The organism is Glutamicibacter sp. AOP5-A2-18 (assembly GCF_052446055.1).
GTDB lineage: Bacteria > Actinomycetota > Actinomycetes > Actinomycetales > Micrococcaceae > Glutamicibacter.
This window is the reverse complement of sequence record NZ_JBQSVW010000001.1, coordinates 1,317,742-1,331,731: the sequence shown is the minus strand read 5'-3', so window position 1 is coordinate 1,331,731 and position 13,990 is coordinate 1,317,742. Positions and strand designations below refer to the sequence as shown.

Sequence of the window (13,990 nt, the reverse complement as noted above, 5' to 3'; positions counted from 1 at the left end):
GTGCAGTACAGAGACGACACGTATCTCCAGAGGCCGCCTCGGGTCGCATGATCGCGTTGGCTGAAGACGGAGATACCATCTCCATCGATATCCCAACTCGCGAGCTGACCTTGAACGTCTCCGAAGAGGTGCTGACTGAACGCCGCGAGCGTGTGGTCTCCCCGCACCGCGTGAAGCCGATGAGCGCGAGGCCGCTGCTGCACGCGCAGGAGCTCAGGCCTAGTCTGAGGACTTCCCGCCGTCAGTAACACACCGAACGCCGGTCCAGCCAAATGACTGAACCGACGTTCGGTTTTACTACCAGGACTAAAATAATTACTAGCTCTTGTAGCGGTAGCGCCGCAGCATCAGTGCTCTAGCGATGATAATTTCTTCGGATACCCGCGTTTGACCAATGCTCCTGGTAGCTCGTGTTTTGTAGAAACTTCGAGGCGAACTTCAGTTGATCGTTGATTCCGCAGCAGGACCATCAATGCCGGAGGCCTCCAAAGCTGGTCCACCCATGGCTTGCTCTTACCATTGAATGACGTGCCAGCGTTCATCGATGTACTCAAGAATGACAATCCCCGTGTTCGATACAGCGTTCTGTGCCACAAACCCAGCGTCGAGGTTTACTGCTCGCGACCCGACCCACGTCCGGATCATCGCTCCGTGCGAAACGAGTACCGCGCTCTGCACTCCAGCGTCGAGGACTTCTTCAACGATGCTGTCGAACTCAGCTAGCACTTCTATCCCTGGTCGATTGGCGCCCGGCATTTCAATGCCTTCTTCCCCGTCAGCCCAGGCCATGACGACACTGAGATATTTCTGGATGGATTTGTCATCATTAGCCATTTCGAGATCTCCAGCGGAAATCTCTCGAAGCCCGGCACGCACCTGAACCTCAAGACCACGCGTTTGAGCAAGTGGCTATGCCGTCTGCTGTGTCCGCAGCAGCGTTGACGCGTATATGGCATCGATCGTCGTATCTTGCAACGCTGATGGAAGCGCTTGAGCTTGTTCAAGACCTAGTGCGGTCAACGAAGCGCCAGGTTCTGCCGTATCGAGATGGCGGCCGATATTTGATCCCGTCTGACCATGTCGTATAAGGATAATTCGCATGACGACATTCTCGCAGAACAACCGTAGGCGAGCGACGAATGACTGCTCACGTATGAATAATCGCAATTCTAACGTAAGAATTGGTACTTGAATCTTAAATGTCTACCCCATCAATTACGATTTGAACATTCACGGCATCCGCCTTGGATATCCACTCGCACTCTTATGGGGAGTACATGATGCAATTTTCGACACTTCGCCGCATTCGCAACACGGTCGTGACCCTGGTTGCCGCTGGGGCACTCGCGCTAGGCACGGTTCCAGCACATGCCAGCGAACGACCAATCGATATCACGGGTTACTCCGTTTCATCGATTACGGTCACAGACTACAACTGCCGCAATGTTACGGTCAAAGCTTCCACGAAGATCAAAGGAGATTATGAGGATGCCTATGCATCTATTGACGTGACCAAGCGGGGCGGCGTCGTAACTTGGCTGTCGCTCGACAACCGCAAGATCTCGAATCGAGCTTTCATTTGCCCGTCGTCCGATGGATTAGGGGCATACAGAGTTGGTCCAGCGGAAGTTTCCGCAACCTACAGCGTATGGAACTCGTATTGGGAGGACTACGATACTGAGTACGTCGACTACACCGACCGCACCAGCAAGACTTTCTACGTCCGTGGCAAGGCAAAAAGCTCGATCACCGCAAAGCGTTCGGGCCGCAAAGTAACCCTCACCGCCAAGGCTCAGGTCTACGCTCCGGATCGCTACGGCTATATCAAGTACAACGCGAAGAACGCAAAGTTCCAGGTCAAATCCGGTAGCAAATGGAAGACCCTGAAGACAGTCAATTTGAAAAAGGGCACTGCCAAGCTGACCGTCACTCAGTCACGAAAGAAGTCTTACCGCTTGTCGATTCCTACAGCTACTTGGGCATCATCCACCAACAGTCACTCGGTAACCAAGTAACCGGCAATTGTCTACACCACAGCCCTGCGGTTCAGGCAGTTAAAGCAACATAAGCATCGTTCAAAGACTAATTCTTTGAACGATGCTTATGTTCTACCTAGCGCACGCTTGACAGCCAGTGAGATTCAGCGCACACTAATCGTATACGATTTGATGTACGACATGATGTATGACGAAAGTAGGACGATCAACGGTGAACACTACTGTTCCAGTAACCCAAGAGACCTTCGCCCAGGCCGGCAAAGTTCTGGCTGTACACCTGAGCTACTCCTCCCGCGCAGCACAGCGTGGCCGTACCCCAAAATTCCCCAGTTACTTCATGAAAGCCTCCAGCTCACTGGCTGCCACCAACGACACCGTTGAGCGCCCGGCCGGTACCGAGTTGCTGGCCTTTGAAGGCGAAATCGCCCTGATCATCGGCACCACTGCCCGCCGCGTCTCGGTTGCCGACGCCTGGAACTACGTCGGCTCGGTCACCGCGTCGAATGATCTAGGCGTCCACGATATGAAGTACGCGGATAAGGGATCTAACATCCGTTCAAAGTCCGGTGACGGTTATACTCCTCTGGGCCCGAGCCTGTTGGACGCCGCAAGCATTGATCCGGCCAAACTACGAGTACAGACCTGGGTCAACGGCACCATCGCGCAGGACGCAACCACCGCAGAATTGTTCTTCTCCTTCGCCACGATCATCGCCGATCTTTCTCAGCAAATGACCCTGCAGCCAGGTGACATCATCCTCACCGGCACTCCGGCTGGCTCCACCGTATTCTTCCCCGGCGACGTCGTTGAGGTTGAAGTCACAGATCTGATCACGGGTACCTCCACCGGCAAACTAAAGACCACCGCAGTCGAAGGCACCGCTGCCTTCGGATCCTTCGGCAACCAGCCCAAGGTCAGCGAGAAGGATAAAGAAGACGCCTACGGCGACCGCGCTTCAGCTGGACTTCCGCCGGTAATCACCGGCAAGGACGTACTGACCGATAAGGTACGCGAACAACTCGCCTCGGTCGCCACCGCCACCCTATCCGCCACCCTGCGCAAGCGCGGACTCAACAACGTGAACATCGAAGTCCCCGGCGCCACCAAGGGAATGCAACGCGTCATCGGCACCGCCCGCACCCTGCGCTACATCCCCAACCGTGAAGATCTCTTCAAAGCTCACGGTGCCGGCTACAACATTCAGAAGCAGTCCATTGACTCACTGAATAACGGTGAAATTCTTGTGATGGAAGCCCGCGGAGAAACGGGTTCGGCCACCCTCGGCGATATTTTGGCCCTGCGCTCTCAGCAGCTTGGTGCAGCCGGCATCATCTCCGATGGCGGTGTGCGTGACCTCGATGCGGTATCCAACCTAGATATCCCGGTCTTCTACAACGGCGCCCACCCAGCAGTGTTGGGGCGCAAACATGTGGCTTGGGACAAAGACATCACCGTGGCCTGCGGTGGCGTATCAGTCCAGCCAGGCGACGTGATCGTTGCGGACTCTGACGGCATTGTGGTCATCCCACCTGCAATGGTTCAAGAGGTTGCCGCTGAAGCGGTAGTCACCGAGTCCAATGACGAATTCATTTTTGCCATGGTCAAACGTGGCTACGGCATTGAAGGCCTGTTCCCAATGAATGCTGAGTGGAAAGCCAAGTACAACGCTTGGCAAGAAGCAGGAAGCCCGGAGCTAGATTCATGGTCACTCTAATGACTGCTTCGAAGTCCGAGGTCGCTTACCAACTGGTTTCAGAGCGAATCAACACAGGCGCCTACTCCCCCGGGTACCGTCTGGTGCTTGGCACTATTGCCGAAGAACTTGGCTGCTCGGTAGTACCGGTACGCGAAGCAATTCGCCGGCTAGAAGCTGAAGGGCTAGTTCACTTCACTCGAAATGTCGGAGCCACGGTGGCCCAGGTTGATTCCACCCTCTACCTGCACACCATGCAGACGCTGATGATTATTGAGCCTGCGGCCACCGCGCTAGCCGCCGATGCCATGGACGCCGCGTGGCTGTCCAAGGCCCGAGAATTGAACGAAAAAATGCGTCAATGCTTGGAAGATTTTGATCCGGTAGCTTTCACCCGCATGAACACCGAGTTCCACCAGCTGCTCTACGGCCAGTGCCCCAACCCGCACATTCTTGATCTAGTGCAGCGCGGATGGCGCCGACTTGCAGCGATGCGTGCCAGCAGCTTCACACACATCCCGTACCGTGCCCGCGAATCGGTCAAGGAACACGACGCGCTACTGGATTTGATTGAAGGCCATGCAACCCCTGCTCAGATCGAAGCTGCCTGCCGTGAGCACCGAGCCCACACGCTGAACAGTTATTTGAAGGCCGCGGGCATGGAGCCCAGCGCCATCTGATCCTCACAAGAAATTCTTCTGACACACCGGCGCTAACGCCGGAATCACCATCATCACCGAGCACGAAAGGAATTGCCATGAGCAAGCACTTCGTACCAGAACACCTGCAAACTCACCTGCAGCACTACATTGACGGCGTATTTGTTGACTCCAAAGGCGGAGCAACCTTCGACGTTCAAGAACCGGTCACCAATCAGAATTACGCCACCGCAGCTTCTGCTCAGCCAGAAGACGTGGATCTGGCAGTCGCTGCCGCCAAGAAGGCCTTCAAGGAAGGACCTTGGTCCAAGATGCTTCCGCGCGAACGTTCGCGGGTACTGCATAAGATCGCTGACATCGTTGAGTCCCGCGATGACGAGTTGGCTCTGCTTGAGTCCTACGACTCCGGTCTGCCTATCACCCAGGCCAAGGGTCAGGCCCGCCGGGCGGCAGAGAACTTCCGCTTCTTCGCTGACCTGATCGTGGCTCAGGTAGATAATTCCTTCCGCGTGCCAGGGCGCCAGATGAACTATGTGAACCGCAAGCCAATTGGCGTGGCCGCACTGATCACCCCATGGAACGTTCCGTTCATGCAGGAATCTTGGAAGCTCGCTCCGGCCATCGCTACCGGCAACTCCGTGGTGATGAAACCTGCCAGCTACACGCCACTTTCTGCTGGCCTGTGGCCTGGGATCTTCCGCGAAGCCGGCCTGCCTGAAGGTGTTTTTAACCTGATCTTCGGCTCCGGCTCTGTGGCCGGAGACTACCTGGTCAAGCACCCAGATGTGCCACTGGTTTCCTTCACCGGAGATTCCTCCACCGGCGCCACCATCTCCACCGCGGCTGCCCCGTTCTTCAAGGGCCTATCGTTGGAGCTTGGCGGAAAGTCCCCTGCCGTGGTCTTCGCCGACGCTGATTTGGATGCCGCACTTGATGCCACCGTCTTTGGTGTCTTCTCGCTGAACGGTGAGCGTTGCACCGCCGGTTCCCGCGTACTTGTACAGCGCGATATCTATGATGATTTTGTTGCTAAGTTCGCCGAACGTGCCAAGAACATCCGCGTTGGACTGCCCAGCGATCCCAACACTGAAGTTGGCTCACTAGTGCACCCGAAGCACTTTGAAAAGGTCATGAGCTACATCGAAATCGGTAAGGGCGAAGGTCGCCTACTTGCCGGTGGCGGCCGCGCGGAAGGCTTCGACGAAGGTAACTACGTTGCCCCAACCGTCTTCGCCGACGTGGCACCCGATGCGCAGATCTTCCAGGACGAAATCTTCGGCCCGGTTGTCGCCATCACCCCGTTCGACACCGACGAAGAAGCACTGGAACTAGCCAACAACACCAAGTACGGCCTTGCCGCCTACGTCTGGACAACAAACCTGAAGCGCGCTCACAACTTCGCGCATCAGATTGAGTCGGGCATGGTCTGGCTGAACTCCAACAACGTCCGCGATCTGCGCACCCCATTCGGTGGAGTGAAGGCCTCTGGTCTGGGCCGCGAAGGTGGCTACCGTTCGGTGGACTTCTACACCACTCAACAGTCCATCCAGATCACCTTGAATGAATCCCACTCCCCTAAGTTCGGTGTCTAACTCGTACTTTGATTGTTTGCAAAGGAGCAACAACATGAGCAAAGAGATTTCTAACCCAATCCCCACCCCGTCTCTTCCAGCGCCGGATATCCTGCGCTGCGCCTACGCCGAACTGGTGGTCACCGATTTAGCCGCCTCGCGTAAGTTCTATGTGGACGTACTAGGCCTTCATGTTTCTTATGAAGATGAGAGCCAGATCTACCTGCGTTCCTTCGAGGAATTCATTCACCACAACTTGGTACTCACCAAGGGGCCGGTGGCAGCGCTCAAAGCGATGGCATTCCGTGTACGCTCCACCGAAGAAGTGGATAAGGCCGAGGCTTACTACAAGGAACTGGGCTGTCGCACCGAACGCCGCAAAGAAGGCTTCGTCAAGGGCATCGGCGACGCCGTGCGTGTGGAAGATCCACTGGGCTTCCCTTACGAGTTCTTCTTCGAAACCACCCACGTTGAGCGCCTACACATGCGTTACGACCTGTACTCGGCTGGAGAATTGGTTCGTCTGGACCACTTCAACCAGGTCACCCCAGATGTGCCCCGCGGACGTAAGTACCTGGAAAACTTGGGCTTCACCGTCACCGAGGACATTCAGGACGAAGAAGGCACCACCTACGCGGCCTGGATGCAGCGTAAGGGTACCGTGCATGACACCGCGCTCACCGGTGGTGATGGACCACGTCTGCACCACGTAGCTTTCTCCACTCACGAAAAGCACAACATCATTCAGATCTGCGACAAGATGGGTGCACTGCGCATCTCGGATCGCATCGAGCGCGGCCCAGGCCGTCACGGTGTCTCCAATGCGTTCTACCTGTACATCTTGGATCCAGATGATCACCGCATCGAGATTTACACGCAGGACTACTACACCGGCGATCCAGACAACCCGGTCATCACCTGGGATGTGCACGATAACCAGCGCCGCGACTGGTGGGGCAACCCGGTTGTACCGTCCTGGTACACCGAAGCCTCCAAAGTCTTGGATCTGGACGGCAACGTTCAGGAAGTCATCGCCCGCACCGATGACTCGGAGATGGCGGTGACCGTCGGCGCCGACGGCTTCTCCTACACTCGCGAAAAAGATGAAGACGGCACCTACCGAGGTGAGCCATCGAAGGGCTTCAAGCTGGGCAACCAGGTTTAGGCCACAACATTGAAAAGACTCCCGTGGGTCAACGTCATCTCGTTGTCCCACGGGAGTCTTCGCGTTTGAAGCACGTGGAGCTGTAGCCCGCGCGCTAACTCCGAATCAGGTGACCGTCTGGATCTGCGCCGGCATTAGATACTCAACAACCCGCTGACCTAGGAAAGATCCTTAAGCAACGCAACGTCGGAAACCATCTCGATGTGCTCTTGCATCGCAACCGCAGCACCCTGAGAATCACCATCTCGGATTGCCTCAGCAATTTTCCGATGCGACTCCAAAGACCGCTCCGGACGCCCGGGCTGACCCAGAGATTCCAGACGCGTTTCTAGCACCATCTCGGAAATAAAAGTCATCAGCTTCTGTAGAACCGCAGACTTTGCGGCCCTCGTAATTGCCTCGTGGAAAAGTTCGTCACCCTTCTCACCTCTGCCGCCATTAGCAATTTCTTCACCCATGACATCCAGGGCTTGGTTGATGCTTTTGAGGTCCTCTTCGGTACGTCGTTCGGCCGCCAGCGATGCCAACTTCACTTCGAGGGTGCTACGGGCTTCGACAATTTCGGGAAGCCTATTTTCGTGTTCGCGTAGCTCCCGCAACACTGTGGCCACACTCGGTCGATACACCAAGACGGCACCGGTTCCGTGCTTTACGTCAATGACGCCCAAGACCTCCAACGCCACAAGCGCTTGAGCCAACGTTGCTCGGGAAACCCCAAGCTGGTCTGCTAATTCTCGCTCAGCTGGCAGGTGGTCACCGGCCCCGAGTTGCTCTTGTTCCACAAAGGCCAGGATCTGCTGCATGAGCTGTTCATAAAGCCTAGGGCGCTGCACTTTGGCAAAGCCCTTAGGCTTCTGGATCTCAGCCATGTTCACTCCTTTTTGATGTTTCTTAGCACCAACCTACACCGAAAATTGACTTGACAAGACACTCAGAGTCTAGGAGGCTAGGCCAGTGAGCCAGTGACGCTCGTCACATACAAACTACCTCGCTTTGCGGCCACCACGAAAAGGATATTCCACATGTCTGTCGCATTAGTTTCCATCATCATTCTGGCGGTGATGTTCATCGTCGCCACAATGTTCCCCATCAATATGGGGGCCCTGGCCTTCGTCGGAGCATTCCTGCTCGGCACTCTTTTCCTTGGCATGGATTCCAAAGAAATTCTCGCCAGTTTCCCTGGCGGTCTGTTCTTAACGTTGGTAGGCGTTACCTACCTCTTTGCCATAGCCCAAAATAACGGCACCATCGATATCTTGGTGGACAGAGCCGTGAAACTGGTGGACAGCCGCATTGCGCTGATTCCTTGGGTCATGTTTGTCATCACCGCAGCCATCACCGCCATTGGCGCCTTGGGCCCAGCGGCGGTTGCGATCATCGCACCTATCGCTTTGAACTTCGCGCAGCGCTACAAGATCAACCCACTGATGATGGGCATGCTCGTTGTACACGGCGCCCAGGCCGGCGGCTTCTCCCCTATCGCCGTCTACGGCGTCATCGTCAACGGCCTGATCGACAAGGCCGGTTTTGAATTCAGCCCGACCGCTTTGTTCCTGACCAGCTTTATTTTCAACCTGGCCATCGCCATTGTCCTCTTCCTCGTTTTGGGTGGACGTAAGCTTGCCGGCCAGCGCGCTGGTGCAATTGCTGAACGTGTTGCCGAAGCACGCTTAAGCGTTTCTGCCGGTGCCCATGCGGCAGACGTTGACTTCAAGGCCAGTGGCTCGGGAACCTACGGACCACGCGACCCAGCTGGCGACGGTGCCGCTCCGCATGCTCCGGGCCAGCGTTTTGGCCAGATTATGACCATCATCGGATTGATCGCCCTGGCAGTAATCGCTCTGGGCTTCAAGGTTGATGTTGGATTTGTTTCGATCACCATCGCTGTCTTCCTCGCACTGGTCAACCCGGCTGCACAAAAGGGTGCCGTCAACAAGATCAGCTGGTCTACCGTCTTGCTCATCTGCGGCATGCTCACCTTTGTTGGTGTCCTGGAAGAAGCCGGAACCATCAAGTACGTTTCTGACGGTGTGGCCAACCTTGGGGCACCATTGCTCGCCGGGCTACTGATTTGCTACATCGGCGCTGTGGTCTCCGCCTTCGCGTCCTCCACCGCCATCTTGGCAGCATTGATTCCACTGGCCATTCCATTCCTTGACAGCGGATCAATCAGCGCTACCGGATTGATCTGCGCGTTGGCCATCGCCTCGACCGTTGTTGACGTCTCGCCCTTCTCTACCAACGGTGCGCTGGTTCTTGCCAATGCTCCGGAAGGCACCGACAAGGACCGGTTCTACAAGCAGGTGCTTGGCTACGGCGGCATCATCGTTGTTGCCGGACCAATCTTGGCTTGGGCGCTGCTGGTACTTCCCGGTTGGCTCTAAACACTAATTCTCATTACTTACCTGCCATCTAAAGGAGGCTCCTCATGAGTTCAACTACGCAAACAGCTGCCACTTCGGGCCAAGGTGCCACCGGACCACTGAGCGGCTACGTTGTTCTGGACCTAACCCGTGCCTTGGCCGGCCCCCACGCCGGCATGATGATGGGCGACCTTGGCGCCAAGGTCATCAAGATCGAGACCGTCGGTACCGGAGATGACACCAGAAGTTGGGGTCCGCCCTTTGTTGGACCAGAAGATAACCGTCAGGCCACCTACTTCCTGTCGTGCAATCGCAATAAGCTCTCGCTGTCACTAAATCTGAAAGATGAAGAGCACAAAGCCAAGCTGGTTCAGTTGATCAAGAGCAGCGATGTTCTGATGGAAAATTTCCGCACGGGCGTGCTGGACCGACTCGGCTTCAGCGTTGAGATTCTTCACGAACTGAACCCGCGCTTGGTCATCTTGTCGATTACCGGTTTTGGCCACGACGGACCAGAAGCTCACCGCAGCGGTTACGATCAGATCCTTCAAGGTGAAGCTGGGCTCATGTCGATCACCGGTTCAGGACCGGAAGATCCACAGAAGGTCGGTGTTCCCATTGCGGATCTGCTCTCCGGGATGTACGGAGCCTACGGCGCATTGGCCGCGCTACTTGAACGAGAAAAGACCGGACGCGGACAGGTAGTTCGCACCTCCCTGCTGGCCTCAATCATCGGTGTGCATGCGTTCCAAGGAACCCGTGCCACCGTGGCCGGACAAAATCCGAAGGCCATCGGTAATCACCACCCCTCGATCGCCCCGTACGGTTTGTACGCCTGTAAGGACTCGAAGGTTCAGGTCAGCATCGGCAGCCAGAAGCTGTGGCAGAACTTCGCCAACTCTTTCGGTCTTCCTCCTGATGATCCACGCTTTGCCGATAACTCGGCCCGCGTGGAAAACCGTCCGGAACTGAACGTTTTGATCGAGGAAGCATTCGCTAGCTACACCGCGCAGGATCTGCTGGTCGCACTCGACGATGCCGGGATTCCTTCGGGCAAGGTACGCAGCATCGAAGAAGTGTATGAGTGGGAACAGGTCAAGTCGCAAGGTCTGATCGTCGAAGTTGAGCATGAGGTCCTTGGCAAGATCAACCTTCCTGGCCCCCCGCTGCGTTTCTTTGACCCGGCCACGAATCAGGAAACCACACGCACCAAGCACAGCGCACCTCCAGTACTCAACGGTGACGCCGAAGAAATTGAGCAATGGCTACAGGCTCGAAAGGATGAAGCCTAGATGAGTACCCCAACGTTGCGCATCGACGCCGCGGCCCTGCTTGATATTGTCCTGGACGCTGATTCTTTTGAATCTTGGGATAAAAAGCCACAACAGCCACCGCTGAGCGCAGAATACGCGGCAGATCTTCAGGCGGCCGAAGCTAAAAGTGGCGCCGATGAAGCGGTTATCACCGGTAAAGGTCGGATCCACGGGCGCGAAGTGGCGGTGATCGTCTCTGAGTTCAAATTCCTTGCCGGTTCCATCGGGCAGGCAGCGGTACAGCGCATTGTGGCTGCGATTCAGCGCGCCACCGCGCAAAAGCTTCCGCTGCTCGCCGGACCAGCCTCCGGCGGTACCCGAATGCAGGAAGGCACACTGGCATTTTTGGGCATGGTTTCCATTACCGATGCGGTGCGTCGACACAAGGAAGCTGGCCTGCCTTACCTGGTGTACCTACGTCACCCCACCACCGGTGGTGTCATGGCTTCGTGGGGATCATTGGGGCATATCACCGTCGCTGAACCCGGGGCGTTGCTCGGCTTCTTGGGCCCGCGCGTCTACGAAGCACTTTATGATCAGACGTTCCCAGACGGTGTGCAGGTCTCAGAAAATCTGTTCCGCAAGGGACTAATTGATGCCGTCGTTCCGCCGCAGGAACTCTCCAGCTTGGTAGATCGTGCGTTGTCTATTTTGCAGGCAGCTCCGTCGGGCAATGAATTTCCGGCCCCGGCAGGTCAGCCGTATCTGCGCGAAAGCAAAGACGCCTGGGAATCGGTGATTGCTAGTCGCAACCCCCGTCGGCCCGATACTCGGATGCTGTTGGCATCTGCTGACGAGGCCTTGCCGCTCAACGGTACCGGCCAGGGCGAAAAGGATCCCGGCTTGATGCTTGCCCTGGCTCGCTTTGGCGACCAGGGATGTGTGCTGATTGGGCAACAGCGTCCTCGGCATCCGGAAACTGCAAGTTTGGGTCCAGCGTCGTTGCGTGAGGCACGACGGGGCATGCAGTTGGCTCAAGAACTGAATCTGCCGTTGGTGACCATCATTGATACCACCGGAGCCGAGCTATCGGTGCAGTCAGAAGAAGGCGGGTTGGCCGGAGAAATCGCGCGATCGCTGAATGAACTCATTGGCCTGCGCGCCCCTTCGGTGTCAGTGCTCTTGGGCCAAGGAACTGGTGGCGCAGCGTTGGCACTGCTCCCGGCGGACCGCACCCTGGCTGCCGAAAATTCTTGGCTTTCGCCGTTGCCACCGGAAGGTGCCAGCGCGATCATTCACCGCACCACCGACAAGGCGGCCGATATGGCTCGCGGACAAAAGATCAGTGTTGCTTCCTTGTGCGAGGCCGGACTCGTTGACCATGTAGTGGAGGAACAGATCGATGCGGCGAAGCGTCCTCGCGAATTCTGTCAGAAACTTGGCGCTGCAATTGCCGCCGAGATTTCGTTGGCGCGGGCCATCCCTGACGCCCATCGTTTGGCGCGTCGTCAACTGAAGTTCCAACGTATTGGTGAAGCTTCAGCCTAAGCAGTTAGCAAATAAGAAAGTGGTTCGAGCTCTACTAAGTATGGGGCTCGAACCACTCGTCTGTGTTCAAGCTGTTTTCAAACTAGACTTAACTCCATGACTGCAACACTCGTGGCCAAAGACCTTTCTGGTGGCCACGCCCACCGAACCCTGTTTTCTCTTCTGAGCTTCACTGCCAGTACCTCGGATGTTTACGGAGTGGTGGGAGCCAACGGCGCAGGCAAATCAACTTTGCTCTCGCTGTTAGCCAAGGCAGCAACCCCACAGGCAGGAACGGTCAGCACCGCACCGGATTCTGCTTTTATCGGATGGCTTCCTCAGGAGCACGAAAGAATTCCTAGCGAAACGATTACCGGATATCTGGCTCGTCGCACTGGTTGCGCCGAGGCCACCGCACGCATGGAAGCCACGGCAGAAGACCTAGGTAGCGACAAGCCGGGCGCCGATGATGCCTACGCCAACGCTTTTGATCACTGGATGGCCTCCGGCGCGATGGACCTCGAGGACCGCATTCCTGAGGTGCTGGCCAAATTAGGTTTCACCCTGTCTTTAGAAACGGAAATGACAGCCCTTTCCGGCGGACAAGTAGCCCGAGTCGCTCTGGCAGCGCTACTGCTTTCTCGTTTTGACATCGTCTTGCTTGATGAGCCCACCAACGACCTAGACCTCGCCGGACTTGAACTGCTTGAAGAGTTCATTAATTCCCTGCGCTCCCCGGTCATTCTGGTATCCCACGACCGCGAATTTTTGGCTCGTTGCACCACCGGCATCATCGAATTGGACCTGGCCCAAAATAAGGTGGCCGTCTATGAGGGTGGCTATGACTCCTACCTCGCCGAACGCGCCATCAACCGCACCCATGCCCGGGAAGCCTACGAGCAATTCGAAAATCAGAAAGCCGACCTCGTCTCCCGTGCCCGCACCCAGCGCGAGTGGTCTTCCCAAGGTGTACGTAACGCCATGCGTAAGGCGCCAGATAATGACAAGATCCGTCGTCGTGCCAACAGCGAGTCCTCAGAAAAGCAGGCCGCCAAGGTTCGCCAAATGGAATCTCGTATCGCCCGGCTGGATGAAGTTGATGAACCTCGCAAGGAGTGGGTACTGCAATTCTCGATTGCGCCCGCGCCGCGTGGCTCATCGGTGATGTGCACTTTGAACGAAGCAGCGCTACAGCAGGGCGACTATAACTTTGGTCCGGTCTCCGTGCAGGTTAATTCCGAAGACCGCATTGGCATCACCGGCCCCAATGGTGCCGGCAAGTCCACACTGCTGAACATGTTGCTCGGCAAGGTCTCCCCGGATCACGGCAGTGCTTCGGTGGGTAGCTCGGTGAGCATTGGCGAAATTGATCAGGCCCGTAGCCAGCTGCCAGGGGATCTGGCCTTGGGCATGGCTTTTGAACAAGCGGTCCCCGAGTATTCGTCAGCTGAAGTGCGCACCCTGCTGGCAAAGTTTGGGCTGAAGGCAGACCAATCCACTGCGCCGGTCAAGTCCTTGTCACCCGGCGAACGCACCCGCGCGTCGATGGCTCTACTGCAAGCGCGTGGCGTGAATCTGCTGGTGCTTGACGAGCCGACGAACCACTTGGATGTCCCGGCCATCGAGCAATTAGAAGAAGCCCTCGAAGCTTACGAAGGCGCGTTGCTGTTGGTCACCCACGACCGTAGGTTGCTGGAAAATGTCCGGCTTACAACCTGTTGGGAAATCTCCGATGGCCAACTCACTGTTGTCTATTAATACG

Annotated in this window: 11 protein-coding genes and 1 pseudogene; 10 read left to right on the top strand and 2 right to left on the bottom strand. The window is 56.5% G+C overall.

Going from position 1 to position 13,990, the window contains the following annotated elements; genetic code table 11:
* The first annotated feature begins 47 nt into the window (after nt 1-47).
* Complete coding sequence (locus ACT3RW_RS06355; RefSeq protein ID WP_444613180.1) at nt 48-248, top strand: hypothetical protein; 201 nt, start codon at nt 48-50, stop codon at nt 246-248.
* 265 nt (nt 249-513) lie between these two features.
* On the opposite strand, the pseudogene ACT3RW_RS06350 reads toward ACT3RW_RS06355, so the two are convergent.
* Nucleotides 514-1,101, bottom strand: a pseudogene (locus ACT3RW_RS06350) (histidine phosphatase family protein).
* A gap of 176 nt (nt 1,102-1,277) precedes the next feature.
* On the opposite strand from ACT3RW_RS06350, the gene ACT3RW_RS06345 reads away from it, so the two are divergent.
* The 5 genes from ACT3RW_RS06345 to hpaD all read left to right on the top strand — a co-directional run bounded on the left by ACT3RW_RS06345 (nt 1,278) and on the right by hpaD (nt 7,085).
* A complete protein-coding gene (locus tag ACT3RW_RS06345; protein ID WP_444613179.1) occupies nt 1,278-2,015 on the top strand; it encodes a hypothetical protein in 738 nt (245 codons plus the stop codon).
* Between the two features lie 169 nt (nt 2,016-2,184).
* A complete protein-coding gene (locus tag ACT3RW_RS06340; RefSeq protein WP_444613178.1) occupies nt 2,185-3,711 on the top strand; it encodes a fumarylacetoacetate hydrolase family protein in 1,527 nt (508 codons plus the stop codon).
* On the top strand, nt 3,711-4,370 hold the full coding sequence (locus tag ACT3RW_RS06335) for a GntR family transcriptional regulator (protein ID WP_444613177.1): 660 nt from the start codon (nt 3,711-3,713) through the stop codon (nt 4,368-4,370). The genes ACT3RW_RS06340 and ACT3RW_RS06335 overlap by 1 nt, the downstream gene beginning before the upstream one ends.
* 77 nt (nt 4,371-4,447) lie before the next feature.
* Complete coding sequence (locus ACT3RW_RS06330) at nt 4,448-5,941, top strand: aldehyde dehydrogenase (protein WP_444613176.1); 1,494 nt, start codon at nt 4,448-4,450, stop codon at nt 5,939-5,941.
* Between the two features lie 34 nt (nt 5,942-5,975).
* Nucleotides 5,976-7,085, top strand: coding sequence for a 3,4-dihydroxyphenylacetate 2,3-dioxygenase (hpaD, locus tag ACT3RW_RS06325; protein ID WP_444613175.1), 1,110 nt, complete (start codon nt 5,976-5,978; stop codon nt 7,083-7,085).
* 158 nt (nt 7,086-7,243) lie between these two features.
* On the opposite strand, the gene ACT3RW_RS06320 is transcribed toward hpaD, so the two are convergent.
* A complete protein-coding gene (locus ACT3RW_RS06320) occupies nt 7,244-7,954 on the bottom strand; it encodes a FadR/GntR family transcriptional regulator (RefSeq protein WP_131087919.1) in 711 nt (236 codons plus the stop codon).
* Between the two features lie 153 nt (nt 7,955-8,107).
* On the opposite strand from ACT3RW_RS06320, the gene ACT3RW_RS06315 reads away from it, so the two are divergent.
* The 4 genes from ACT3RW_RS06315 (at nt 8,108) to ACT3RW_RS06300 (ending at nt 13,986) form a co-directional block, all read left to right on the top strand.
* Nucleotides 8,108-9,469 (top strand): SLC13 family permease, encoded by a 1,362-nt coding sequence (locus ACT3RW_RS06315; RefSeq protein WP_262197980.1) that lies wholly within the window; start codon nt 8,108-8,110, stop codon nt 9,467-9,469.
* Between the two features lie 44 nt (nt 9,470-9,513).
* On the top strand, nt 9,514-10,740 hold the full coding sequence (locus tag ACT3RW_RS06310) for a CaiB/BaiF CoA transferase family protein (RefSeq protein WP_444613174.1): 1,227 nt from the start codon (nt 9,514-9,516) through the stop codon (nt 10,738-10,740).
* The gene (locus ACT3RW_RS06305; RefSeq protein ID WP_444613173.1) at nt 10,741-12,249 is read left to right on the top strand and encodes a carboxyl transferase domain-containing protein; all 1,509 of its coding nucleotides are present in this window, start codon (nt 10,741-10,743) and stop codon (nt 12,247-12,249) included.
* 96 nt (nt 12,250-12,345) lie between these two features.
* Nucleotides 12,346-13,986, top strand: coding sequence for an ABC-F family ATP-binding cassette domain-containing protein (locus tag ACT3RW_RS06300; RefSeq protein WP_444613172.1), 1,641 nt, complete (start codon nt 12,346-12,348; stop codon nt 13,984-13,986).
* Nucleotides 13,987-13,990 lie beyond the last annotated feature (4 nt).